This is a genomic window from Fodinibius halophilus (genome assembly GCF_011059105.1).
GTDB lineage: Bacteria > Bacteroidota > Rhodothermia > Balneolales > Balneolaceae > Fodinibius > Fodinibius halophilus.
Genome location: NZ_JAALLS010000016.1, coordinates 15,846 through 28,383 on the forward strand (window position 1 = coordinate 15,846; position 12,538 = coordinate 28,383).

Genomic DNA, 12,538 nt, shown 5'->3' on the forward strand with positions numbered 1-12,538 from the left:
CGAATCTTTTTTTGCAAATGTTGTATTTCGCAAAACAGAAAATAAATGGATGAAATATTAAAAAAGATAGATTAAGACGATTTCCAGATATATTTTGGGTATCTTATGGGGTAAAATAGAAATGTACGTGGCGACTCCTTTTTGCATGTAGGTTCATCGATTGATAACCAAACTGTGCACTATGCGAAAATTCATAAATGTTCCATCAAGGCTATACTTGGCTGGTACGCTTGCTGTAGGTCTTTTTCTTAACAGTTGCTCTTTTTTCGACAAAGCTCCCGCAAATGAAGATCCGGATCAGGGACTTAACGTAAATGTGGTAGAGCCTGTAAAGCGCGACTACGCAGATATTAAAGAAAACGGGGTATTGCGTATGATTACCCGTTATAGCTCTAATACCTATTTTTTGCACCAGGGCCTTGAATGGGGATTTGAATACGAGTTCGTTAATAAATTTGCCGACCAGCATGATCTGGCGCTGGAAGTGGTTGTGATAGGTCCGGATGAAAATCCATATGACCTTTTAAATAGCGGAGAGGGAGATATTATTGCAGCTAATTATACACGTACACCAGAAAGAAAAAAATACGTAGAGTTTACGCGTCCCTATAATCTTGTTAATCAACTACTGGTTTTTTCAGAAAATATACCGAATGCTCCACAAACAATAGAAGAAATTGCCAAGCAAGAGATTCCTATAACAGTACGGCGTAACAGCTCATACTATTATCGCCTGCAAGAACTGAAAGCAGAGGGGATTGATTTGTCAATCAACCTGGTGTCTAATAAGAAAGATACCGAGTCGTTGCTGTACGAGATTTCTAATGGCCAATACCTGGCTACAGTAGCTGATGACAATATTTACCAAGCTTCTAATAAATATATGCAGGGAATTAAAAAGGGTCCTGTAATAGCAAAAAATGATACAATTGCCTGGGCAATCCGAAAAAATGCTCCGAATCTTAAAACAGAACTCAATAGATTTTTGTATGACCATTTTCGGTTTGGCGGACCCAATGAGTCTCCCAAACGTTCTACCTTTTTAAATGTGTTACGCAAACGGTACTTCAAAGAGGGGCCGCACATTGCCAACTATTATAATCCAGAGACCAATATGTTGGGTGGGGGCGTAATTTCTCCATACGATGACCTTATTAAAAGTGTTGCTGATTCGGCCGGCATTGATTGGTTGTTGGTAGCTTCGATTATTGCTCAGGAAACCAAGTTTAATCCGAATGCAAAAAGTTGGGCCGGTGCGGTAGGCTTAATGCAGGTGCTGCCGCGTTATTCAGAAATCTCCTCAGAAGAGATGCTCTATGATGAAGAGATAAATTTACGGGAAGGGGTTCGGATTATTAAAGAGCACCTTAATCACTATTCCTACATGGACAGTACCGACAAGTGGTCATTCGCTCTTGCCGCCTACAATGCAGGGCAGGGGCACGTGGCTGATGCCCGTCGTTTGGTTATTGATCAGAATAGAGATCCGAATGAGTGGAAAAATGTATCTGATGCACTACTAAAATTAATGCAGCGTAAGTATTATAAAGATGCACGCTATGGTTTTTGTCGGGGAATTGAAACAGTCCGTTATGTCGAGGAGATTAAAAACCGGTATAATATTTACCAGACGATTTTGACCCTAAATAAAGAGAGTGAAAGGAATGCAGGTCCCGGTGTATTGGGTATATTTTAGCTGACTTTTAGTACGATGAGTGTGATGTCATCGTATTGTACATCATGAGAAAAGCGTTCTACTTCTTCAATAATCCCTTCTTGAATTTCTGCGGCAGATTGAAAGCGATTTTCTTTAATACAGTTGAGTAGTCGCTCTTCTCCAAACTCTTCGGTCTCATCTTCATTCATAGCTTCGGTTACTCCATCTGTATAAAATACAAGCACATCCTTTTCCGATAGCTGGATGGTTTGTTCTTCATACGGTGCCATCGTAGGCATCGCTCCCAGAATTAACCCGCCTTCTTGTAATTCTTCCGATTCTTCTTTCCCTTTTTTTAACCATATAGGAGGGTTATGTCCGGCATTTACAAAACGGAATTCTCGGTTATCAGGATTAAATATCCCCCAGAAAAAGGTGATAAATTTATTACTGGGGGTATTTTGATGGATAATGTCGTTGATCTGTGCTGAAGCTTTGCTAAGAGAAATATCAATAGGAAGCAGTACATGCAACATGGCTTGTAGGTTTGCCATTAACAGCGCAGCGGGAATACCTTTACCCGTGACATCGCCTATGGCAAATAACAGCTCGCCTGAAGGTACCTTGAGGATATCGAAATAATCTCCTCCAACTTGGTAAGATGATATGTTCTTTGCTGCGATCTCCAGCTTGTCACTGCTTGGAATGGGATCTGGCAGTAACCCCTGCTGTATACTTTTAGCAATGTTGAGCTCCTCCTCAATGCGTTCTTTTTCTATTCGTTCTTCAAGCAAGAAGGTTTTTTGGATGGAAAGAACAGCCAGATTTCCCAGTGATCGTAAAAAGTTATAGTCGGAGCTGGAATATTCCTCTTCGTTGGCCCGGGCTCCCACACCTACAAGAGCTATTTGTTCGCTTTGAAACTGTAGGCCGATAACGGCTTTAATTTCATTGGTTTTTAAAAAGGGGATTTCTTCGGTCAGTTCTTGGTCAACTTCTACCAAATCATCTTCCAGGGCGAAAAGTTTATCAGTCTCTTCGGATGAAAGCGAACCCTCAATACCACTCCTTGCTACCATTTTTCGTTCGCCTTCATTTTCAAGGACGAAGAAAAATTTTCGTATTAGCATCTGCCCCAGCATGGCAAACTTGAAGATCCGGACAATCTCTTCCCGGTCCACCATGATGTTAAAATCTTTGCTGAGATCGAATAGGGTATTTAGTTCATATACCTTTCTATCGAGCATGCGGTTGATACGCCTGAGTTCTGTAAACATGCGTGAGTTGGCAATGGCAACTGAAGAGATGATTGACAAGCTCTCAATAAACTCAATTTCGCGTTCACTCAGGCTTGTATTGTTGCCCTTTGAACCCAGGCAAAGAAAACCAATATGATTATTACTGGTTTGGAGATTAAAAAAGGTACAATGGGTGTCTCCTTCAATAACTTCCGGCATTTCAAAATCATCGATACCGCAACGAATCACGGATTGTTCTTTAACCTCTTGGTCCCAATTAAATGATAGCGTTTTTCCTTCTGTGGGACATCCTCTTCCTTTGGATTTTGAAACTTCGTAATTATCAGTAGCAGGTTGGTAGATGAGGATCATACCCTTACTTACCATCAATTTACCCATGGTGATGAGTAATAGGTTATTGAGGACAAAATCCATGTCTTGAGACTCAATAAGCATGCGTGAGGTCTCAAGTAGGGTTTTGATTTCGAAACGGGACTGCCGTTCGTCATTTTCAAAAGAAGAGCTGCTCAAAACTATTACCTTTTTTTGGTCATACGAATTTCATTTACCGATCCTTTGGTCTGATATTCAACATCATCCATCAGTTTTCTAATAAGGTATACGCCAACACCGCCGCGTTTTTTCTCTTTAATTTTTTGCCGTACATCCGGCTTCGAGTAGTTGCTGGGGTCGAAAGCATCCCCGGTGTCCAGAAGTGAAATCCAAAACTTTTGGCTATTATATCCGAGCTCAATATCTACCGACTTTTGTCGGTCATTTTTATAGGCATGTTTAATAATATTAGTATAAGCTTCATCCACAGCCAAGCGAATATCATCAACATCTTGTGGTGCAAAACCAAATTCCGAGGCATGCTTAGCAACAAAATCGCGCACCTCGGACAAATGCTCTGTCGAAGCTTGAACAGAAATGCTATATGTAGAAGATGAGTTTGACAAGGTGATTTCTATTTCGATTCGTTGTTATCGAACTTTTCAACGGCATCTGATTCTTCTTCTAAAATGTCGTAAAGGGTTGGAAAGCCCAATAAGTCAAATACATTATAAACTTTGGGATTCATATTAGTGAGCTTAATATCACCCCCGAGGCTTCGTACGTCCTCAATGTAAGCCATAAACACACCAAGCCCTGCACTGGCAATATAATCGAGGTCTTCGCAGTTCACGATTATATGGTGCTTTTCATTATCAATCAGCTTTTTGAGTGAGTTTTCGAGTTGCGAGGCCGTATGAGCATCCAGCTCGCCACTAAGTTCGAGTACGTCGTAAGAGCGAACTTCTCTGTGGTTAATTTTAAAATTTTTCATTGCTGCGGATTTGGTATTAGAAAACTATTCCTTGGTGGAATGAACCTGTAAACATAAAAAAATTTCTAAACATGGTACGCAAAAAACCGCTTGTCTCGAAATTAATATGGAATTTTATGTACAAGGCTTTAAATAAAGCTCATATTGCTAGGTAATAACAGAAATGGGAGTACGAAAAATAAGCAGAAAGGATTCAAAAAAATAAGGCCTCACAAGTATCAGTTGTGAGGCCCTGACTATTCATCAAGAGAGACGCTACTTGAGCGCACTTAAATATACACTAATTAACCCCTTTTTTACAAATATTTTTGTTAAATGTCATTTGTTTTAATATTAAATGGTGCCATATTTAGTGTGTTCCTGTAGTCCTATGAGTGCCAAGGTCTTTGAGAAACCGGGAAGTGTGATCGATAACATTTTCAACCGACTTTGACAGTAGTGAACTGCAAATTACGTGGTTTTTTGCATTGGGGAAGTTAACAACTTGGGGAGGTGCTGTGCGAGAATCCAGTTTTTTAGCCATTCTTTTTATTGCTTGGACGGATACAACAGTGTCCTGTTCTTTTCTGTTTTTATAATAATAGCCTATAAAAGCAGGTTGTTGGACCTGTTTAAACAATTCATTTCTCATATGATGTTGAACAAATGCTCCGAGGGCTAAAACCCCACCTAAGGTATACTTTTTATTCCAGATGCGATCTTCGGCATAGGTCGACTGGGCATTGGTTATTAAATGTTTTTTGCCGGGAACGATAGAAAGCAACTTGCGAATTGCAGTGCTAGTTAACAATTGTTGCTTAATACCAAAGAACTGAATTAGAGGAGAGTATAGAACGAGTGAGGAAATACGATCTTTGTGTTCAGGATGTGATGCCAGATAAAGAGCCAGCGACCCTCCTGTTGAGGTCCCCATGAGGATGATTTTTTTACCAATTCGTTTACCAATTTCAAAAGCAAAGTGAGCCGATTTTAGTAATGATTTTTCGGTAAGGTTGAAGAGAGGGTATTGGCTTTTGATCCCATGTTCAGCTAATCGGCTCAAATATAAATTACACCCCAGTTTTTGGGCTACTGCTTTGTGAACAGGATCTCCCTCCGGATGGGAAGCTCGAAAGCCGTGAAGGTATACAATGGCATATTCTGTCCTTTTAATTGATGAAGAATCTGCCCAGATGATTTGTGCTTCTGCCCCTTCTTTTAGCTCATGTGCCGATTCGTGAGCTTTTATAAAATTTTCAAGCTTAGAGAGTGAATCAGGGATCTCAGTGATCAGATGTTCCATTGTCTGATATTATTGAAGGCTGTTTTATATAGAAAAAGCACCAAGGAGAATAGCTCCTTAGTGCTTTGATGTAAGATAAAAAAGAATACTATTCTGTAGTTTCAGAACTGTCTTGGGCCATTGAGATCCAAGATTGTTCATTATGTTTCCTTTGAAGCTTATCCTTCAATTTTTGGGCCATCTCTTTTGTGGCTAAGTGTCCTAATCGAACCCGGAACCAAATATCTCCGGTTTCTTCAGTGCCATACTTAACTACATAAGCATTTTCATAACCTCGGTCTTTCCACTTTTGAATTTGTGACTGTGCTTTATGTTTTGATCTCCATGCTTCAACCTGAACAGAAAAGGCACCATCGCTGTCGAATTCAATGCGGTTACGTTCTCGTTTTCTTTTTTCTGCAGCTTTTATACTGTCCTGACGAGCTTGCTCGATACTGTCTTGTCGTTGCTGAGCCAGACGCTGTTGCCGAACTTGTTCAAGAGAATCTTGACGAGCTTGTTCACGACGCTTTTTTTCTTCTTCGCTTGGTCCACATGCATTTAGTAAACCGATAGCAATGGAAGAGGTGACCAGAAATATTACTAATCGTTTCATGAGTAAGATATTTAATGAATAAGAATTTTTGATGCCCACATTAATTTTACTAAAAAAAGTTACGGTGCAAAAATATATTAACCAAATAAGTATATTTAGAATTATATGGATTAATTAAGGGTGAAAAAGGAGGTAAATTTATAGTGAGAGGGGTTGCTATCGAGTTGTTTTCTATTTAGATTTGATCTAAATTTCCCTCTTCTCAGAGCACCAGAACGCAATATTATAAGCACAAAATTACATAAAAAATCTCCTCCGTGGTATCTCCTGCTATTTGCAATTCTCATTGCTGTAGGAGTATTACTGCCGTTGGTATATTTGTTGATAAGAGCATTTGGGGCTTCGCCCGAGATGCTAAACAATGTTGTATTCAGAATGCGGAACCTGCGCCTGCTTGGCAATACCTTATTGTTGACAGTAGGGGTGCTGGTCTTGGATGCCTTAATAGCTCTTCCGCTTGCGTATCTCTCGGTTCGGTGTAAGATAAAAGCCCGAGGACTTATAACCTTACTGGGAGTGCTACCTTTAGCTATTCCCGGCTATGTGATGGCCTATGCTATTTTAGGGCTGGGAGGTTTTAATGGCAGTATTCAGGCGTGGATTGGTTGGAATTTCCCGCGGATAAGCGGTTTTGCTGGTTCGTTAATAGTGCTGACACTTTGCACTTTTCCCTATTTATATTTGAATTTGCGAACTGCTTTATTGGGGTTAGACCAATCTATTGAGGAGGTATCCCGATCGCTGGGGCATGATGCTAAGTCTACGTTTATCAACATTATTTTACCTCAGCTTAAACCGGCATTTTTGGCCGGCTCTTTACTCATTAGTTTACATGTTATTGGTGATTTCGGTACAGTATCATTGATGCGTTTTGAGACATTCAGTTATGCATTATATCTACAGTATATTGCTGCCTTTGACCGTATCTACGCAGCTTGGCTGGCCCTGATGCTGCTGGGATTAACAACAGCTGCCTTGGTTTTGGAGTATAAATTATTGAAGAAAGCAATTTACTACCGGTTAGGACGTGGAGCGGCCAAGTCAAAAACATTTTTAAAACTCGGCCCATGGAAATACCCGGCCTACATTTTTGTAGGAGTGCTATTTTTAATATCTGTGCTGCTACCGGTTTCTTCAATTATGCACTGGCTGACACAATCAGCTTTTGCTTCGGTGGCAGGTGATCTGTACCGAGCCTTTTTGAATTCAGTAAAAGCGTCGGCACCGGCGGCTGTGCTAACAACGTTAATGGCATTGCCTTTGGCATATATTGGTGTGCGATATAAAACAAAATTAAGTAACCCGATAGAACGGGTGGCCTATCTTGGGTATGCTACGCCCCCTCTTGCGTTTGCTTTAGCATTTGTATTTTTCTCTCTCCAGGTTTCAACGGTACTGTATCAGTCGCTGTTTTTACTGGTATTTGCGTATTCGTTGCACTTTTTGGCCGAAGGAATTGGACCGGTACGCAGTGCCCTGTATCAAGCTCCACCGCAATATGAAGAAGCTGCACGTTCATTGGGATATTCCTCGGTGAAGTCATTCTTTAAAGTTACGTTACCTTTGTTGCGCGGTGGAATTATTGCGTCCGCAGCTTTGGTTTTCTTATCTGCAATGAAAGAGCTGTCGATAACGTTTCTATTATCTCCCATAGGATTTGATACATTGGCACTTAACGTGTGGTCATATACCGGAGAGGCAATGTTTGCAGAAGCCGCTCCCTTTGCATTGACAATTTTATTATTTTCCTCCCTGTTTGTAGGGTTATTGTTCTCGAAAGAGCTAAAAACATGATGAAAGATTTATTAACGGTATCAAATTTAAGTAAGGCTTTTGATGAAAGTGGGCCTGTTGTAGATTCTCTGGATTTTGAAGTGAAAGAGGATGAAATCTTTGCCCTGCTGGGTCCCAGTGGTTGTGGTAAGACAACCTGCCTGCGCCTTATCGCTGGTTTTGAGCGAGCGGATAAGGGAGAAGTTAAGGTTGAAGGTCGATTATTGGAGTCCCCGTCACAACATGTGGCACCCCAAAACAGGGGCATCGGATTCGTATTCCAGGATTATGCTCTCTTTCCCCATCTGTCGGTAATAGACAATGTCGCCTTTGGGTTAACAGATATTCCCAAACATAAACGCAATGTATATGCCGAAGAGGTGCTTTGCCGAACGGGGATGGGAGATTATAAAGATCGCAACCCCAGTGAGCTTTCCGGGGGACAGCAGCAGCGGGTAGCCTTAGCTCGCGCTATAGCTCCCAAGCCGAAACTTGTTTTACTGGATGAGCCATTTTCTAACCTTGATGCTATGCTACGCGATTCTATGCGAAAAGAGGTGCGCAGCATCCTTAAAAAGGCTGGAATGAGTGCGTTGTTAGTCACGCATGATCAGGAAGAGGCACTATCTTTTGCAGATAGAATTGCCGTTATGAACGATGGTAAAATCGAGCAGGTGGGTACGCCCGAAGAGGTTTATTATAATCCTAAAACAAAATTTGTAGCACAATTTTTAGGTCGTACTAATCTTTTTCATGCCGAGGCAAACGGTAGTCAAGAGGTTGCTACCAGTCTGGGCCCCATGCATTTAGATTGTGATGCCTGTGGGCGGGTTCTTTGTTCTATCCGTCCCGAGCATTTAACCCTAGAAAAAGCGACAGATCAAAAGCCGGAAAATGTAGGTACGGTAGTAGGAAGAGATTTTAAAGGACATGATATCACTTATCATGTGCAGCTAAAAGGGAAAAAATATTTGGTTCATACTGATAATCGTGTACTTTTTGAACCTAATGATGCTGTGGTAATAAAACCGCTTGAATCTGCAGTGATCCTGGAAGGCGAAGACTAAACTCACTCGGTATGGATTTTATACTATTACTTATTATAGCTGCAATATGTGGAGCAATTGGTCAAAGTATTGCAGGCTACTCTTTAGGGGGATGTCTTATTTCTACAGTGGTTGGCTTTATTGGGGCTTTGATTGGTAAATGGCTCGCTGCTAAAATGGGATTAACCTATCTGCTGCCGGTAGAAATAAATGGGGAGATGTTTCCTATTATCTGGTCTATATTTGGTTCTGCACTTTTTGCCGTTACTATCGGAGTTATCTCAAAAGGTAAAGATTCTATGAAAAAATAGAGGCCCGACAATACCATTATCAGGCCTCTATATCTCAATAAATGAGTTGCTTCTATTTTGGCGCAGAAAAGTCTTGGTTGTATGGGTTATTATCAAAACCCGGTGTTACCTTAACAAATCCGTGACTGGTAGCATTATGGCACGAGTTACATGAGTTAACCATCTCAATTGTCTTTGCTCTCACCTCTTCCCAGTTTTTGTTTGCAAGAGCGGTTTCTACAGGTTCTATAGTAGGATCCAGGAAAAGTTTCATAAAACGTGCAATGTCATATCCTTCGTAGCCGGGAATATTTTTTTTAATCCCATCGGCTGCTGCCCGAACTTCATGGAAGTAAAATGTAGCTAATTCATGATTTTGGGCATCTACAGCTAATGTATATTTGTGGGTATAGTATTGAAGCTGTCCCATTGCGTCTGCTAATTCCGGCGTATCCTTTTTTGCCTTTTCAACACCTTCTTGTTGAGCTGTAGTCTCCTTTTTATCTGGAGAAGAACAGTAGATCAGTAATAGGGTACAAAAGAAAAGACCTAATACAGTAGTGATTCTATAGAAGCCTGAAGTGTTGGTAAACATTTTCGCTGAATCTATTAAGTGCTTATTTAAAATGAATCTAAGTATATGAAAAAATATCAAAAAGTTAGAGTCATTTTTTCAATAAATGAGATGAAGTGGCTAAAAAATGCGCGCAACGCCAATGTTAACCAAAAAGGCAGGTTTATCAAGTCGGGTAGCAAAGTCTACGCGGAATATCCCCAGGATACCGTTAATGGATGCTCCGGCTTCCCAATAGGTGCCTCCTGTACCGCGTGGTTGAAAGCCAGATAAAGCATTTTGGGGTGTGTTCCAATCTGGCCAGGTACGAGCTACTCCTCCAAAAGCGATGAGACCAATATTATGTTCCACAAGGGGACGTAACCCAAGGGCCTCAAATGGAACGGTTCGAAAGTTATGTTCAATATTTAGAGAAACATATTGGTTGCCTTCAAAGGGACGCCCACTAGTTGCACGTAAAACGCCAAAAGGACTGGTATTAGCCAATGCAACATCAACGGCACCCAGTTTCTGAATGGGAATATTCCCGCTGTAAGTTCCGGCATTGATATTAATATCCAGGGTATTTGGCATAAACCTGCGCTGGTAAAATGTGGGAAAAGACCAACCCAATTTTGTTTCGTATCGGGTAAAATTATAGTCGCTGCCTAATTTTGACGAAGAGTGTTCAACTTTAAACATGATAAAATCCTGGGAGGTAGCCCCGAAGTTGTAGTTGTTGTCTAAATTATATCCTGCAGTTAGGTCAATAGAGCGCATCCGCCCCTCGTCAATAGGAGAGTTGATACGGTAGTTGTTGGAACGACCGGTTATGTCGTAGGCGGTTGTAGTAAGGAGCGATCGCTGTTTATTGCTGTTAAATCCAGCATTGATGGAAAGGCTTTCCTCAGGTAGTTTGACTGAAGAAAACAACCTGAACCCTTCAGACCGGAAGTAGTCAAAATAGCCTTTATTACCCATAAGGTTTGGTATACTGGCATAAAAGGGGCTGTAAATTCGGGAATGGTTACGGTTCACTGTTTCCGCATGATAGCTACCACCGAATGAGGACGATATATTATCTTTACTAAGCCAGTTTAAGGTAAGGCCGCCGCCATAACTCCATTTTTTATTGCCTGTGCTGTATCCCCCGTCTGCATTGAATTCAAGCCAATCTGTTGCGTCGAGTCGATATTTTAATCCGGCAAAAAGCTCATCTACTCGGTTATATCGTGCATCCGGAGAGATGTTACCCGGCATTTCACCGAGAAATGACAATGCCCCGGACCCCGAGCCTTCATCATCATCCATAAAGCGGCTAAGGAATCCACTCGGTTTAAAAGCTTCTTCCAGGGTGGCAGTGCTATCAAGTGTTGCATACGCTTCTTCCTCTTCAACAGACAGAGGTACAGTATTAACTTCTTTATGGATGAGCGAATCAGATTCTACTGTAGTGCTGTCAACACTGAAAAGATCCTTTTTTTCATAAAGAGAATCGGGCAGGGTAGTATTAACCTGGTAATTTGTGATACGCGCTAGTTGGTTAAATTTTATCATCGGGAAATCAAGACCAACCATCGAAATTTTTATTTTCCCTCCAATGCGTACATCCACTGGAAGCCAAAAGGCTTTGCCATAGTTGTTAAACTGCTGTTGATAATCCAGGTCAAATGATTTTACAGGGGGAGGGAAGCTTACGACTTCATTGGGTGTGAGGTTTACTTCAACTAAGGCATATTCAATATTTAAAACATAAACAGTGCCTTTAAAGAGGGGTTGCAGCTTTCGCTTGGGAGATACCTCGATCTTAAAGACTGTTTCGCCATCTAATGAGGTCTGATCGACGAGTTTGAAATTATAATAATCGAGTGCTTTCGGGTGGGTTACTCCCACGATTTCAAAGCCCGAGATTTCGATATTATCATCGTAAAAGTTTGGCAAATAACTAACACCAGCAAAGTTATCGCCGGCTTTAATATTTTTCGTTTGTCGTTTGGATTTTAACACTTCGCGATGGCCCTTCTCTTTATCCCAAAAAACTTCAGAAACCGATTCGGTAATAGAAACTATGCTGGTATCATTAGCTAACTTTTGCCGTGTATAGGCCTCTGCTTTGTAGGTAGCCAGCTTTTTACGCCACTGCTTTTTGCGTTTTATCACTTCCCGCATAATACGAACCCCCGGATCCTCATCGGTGACTACAATCTCTTCCATATCAGTAATAGCGGGTTTTAGCAAAAATTTCTGTTGGGAGGCAGATTCTCTTTTAATTGTTTTCTTTGTTGATTGGTAGCCAATATAACGCACAATAATAGTTGCGGGCAGCAAGGAGTCGGGGATGGATAGCGAGTAGGTGCCGTCCGCATTGGTAATAGTGCCTTGGTAGGTTCCCTCTATAAGAATATTTGTTGAGGGTAGGCTTTCTCCGGTTTCGGCATCACTGACTGTTCCCGAAATAGTGTGTTGGGCTTCGGCTGGGAGATTTATTGCTAATAATAAGAGAAGTGTTGCAAATGGTATGATTTTCACTGGAATATGGTTTTGTGTTCAAAACGGACGGAATATTGTACTATTGTTAGCCTGTTAAGTTACACTAACTGATATACTTATTGATTTTAAGATGCTTTACAGGCTGGCAATGGGGTATGGGTAGCAAGTTATATTCTTCAACAGTAAATAAGCGGGGGTAGGAGTTTGCCTGCAAAAACATTAAATTTTTTTAATGTAGTCATGATTCAATACCTTTAGATATATGGGGCACTAGAAAATAGTTAGCA

Annotated in this window: 11 protein-coding genes; 4 read left to right on the top strand and 7 right to left on the bottom strand. The window is 41.0% G+C overall.

Annotated elements, in window-relative coordinates; translation table 11 throughout:
* The first annotated feature begins 181 nt into the window (after positions 1-181).
* On the top strand, positions 182-1,696 hold the full coding sequence (locus tag G3569_RS12245) for an MltF family protein (protein WP_165269537.1): 1,515 nt from the start codon (positions 182-184) through the stop codon (positions 1,694-1,696).
* On the opposite strand, the gene G3569_RS12250 is transcribed toward G3569_RS12245, so the two are convergent.
* The 5 genes from G3569_RS12250 to G3569_RS12270 form a co-directional block, all read right to left on the bottom strand.
* Positions 1,693-3,426, bottom strand: coding sequence for a GAF domain-containing SpoIIE family protein phosphatase (locus G3569_RS12250; RefSeq protein ID WP_240894706.1), 1,734 nt, complete (start codon positions 3,424-3,426; stop codon positions 1,693-1,695). The two genes, G3569_RS12245 and G3569_RS12250, sit on opposite strands and share 4 nt — an antisense overlap.
* A 5-nt stretch (positions 3,427-3,431) precedes the next feature.
* Positions 3,432-3,854, bottom strand: a complete 423-nt coding sequence (locus G3569_RS12255) for an ATP-binding protein (RefSeq protein ID WP_165269539.1) — start codon at positions 3,852-3,854, stop codon at positions 3,432-3,434.
* An 8-nt stretch (positions 3,855-3,862) separates the two neighbouring features.
* Positions 3,863-4,222 carry an STAS domain-containing protein gene (locus G3569_RS12260; RefSeq protein ID WP_165269541.1) on the bottom strand — a complete coding sequence of 120 codons (360 nt, stop codon included), beginning with the start codon at positions 4,220-4,222 and terminating at the stop codon, positions 3,863-3,865.
* A gap of 349 nt (positions 4,223-4,571) precedes the next feature.
* The gene (locus G3569_RS12265; protein ID WP_165269543.1) at positions 4,572-5,504 is read right to left on the bottom strand and encodes an alpha/beta hydrolase; all 933 of its coding nucleotides are present in this window, start codon (positions 5,502-5,504) and stop codon (positions 4,572-4,574) included.
* 88 nt (positions 5,505-5,592) lie between these two features.
* Positions 5,593-6,099: an SPOR domain-containing protein gene (locus G3569_RS12270; RefSeq protein WP_165269545.1), complete on the bottom strand. Its 507-nt coding sequence runs from the start codon at positions 6,097-6,099 to the stop codon at positions 5,593-5,595.
* A 375-nt stretch (positions 6,100-6,474) separates the two neighbouring features.
* Between G3569_RS12270 and G3569_RS12275 the strand changes: the two genes are divergently transcribed.
* From G3569_RS12275 to G3569_RS12285, 3 genes are read left to right on the top strand one after another with little or no spacing between them, the layout of a single operon-like run.
* Positions 6,475-7,893, top strand: coding sequence for an ABC transporter permease (locus tag G3569_RS12275; protein ID WP_205720184.1), 1,419 nt, complete (start codon positions 6,475-6,477; stop codon positions 7,891-7,893).
* The gene (locus G3569_RS12280; RefSeq protein WP_165269547.1) at positions 7,890-8,939 is read left to right on the top strand and encodes an ABC transporter ATP-binding protein; all 1,050 of its coding nucleotides are present in this window, start codon (positions 7,890-7,892) and stop codon (positions 8,937-8,939) included. The genes G3569_RS12275 and G3569_RS12280 overlap by 4 nt, the downstream gene beginning before the upstream one ends.
* Positions 8,940-8,950: 11 nt before the next feature.
* Positions 8,951-9,229, top strand: coding sequence for a GlsB/YeaQ/YmgE family stress response membrane protein (locus tag G3569_RS12285; protein ID WP_165269549.1), 279 nt, complete (start codon positions 8,951-8,953; stop codon positions 9,227-9,229).
* Positions 9,230-9,281: 52 nt separating this feature from the next.
* On the opposite strand, the gene G3569_RS12290 is transcribed toward G3569_RS12285, so the two are convergent.
* Complete coding sequence (locus G3569_RS12290) at positions 9,282-9,803, bottom strand: hypothetical protein (protein ID WP_165269551.1); 522 nt, start codon at positions 9,801-9,803, stop codon at positions 9,282-9,284.
* 99 nt (positions 9,804-9,902) lie between these two features.
* Entirely contained in the window at positions 9,903-12,290 is a 2,388-nt protein-coding gene (locus G3569_RS12295; RefSeq protein WP_165269553.1) for a DUF5686 and carboxypeptidase-like regulatory domain-containing protein, read from the bottom strand.
* Between the last annotated feature and the right edge of the window lie 248 nt (positions 12,291-12,538).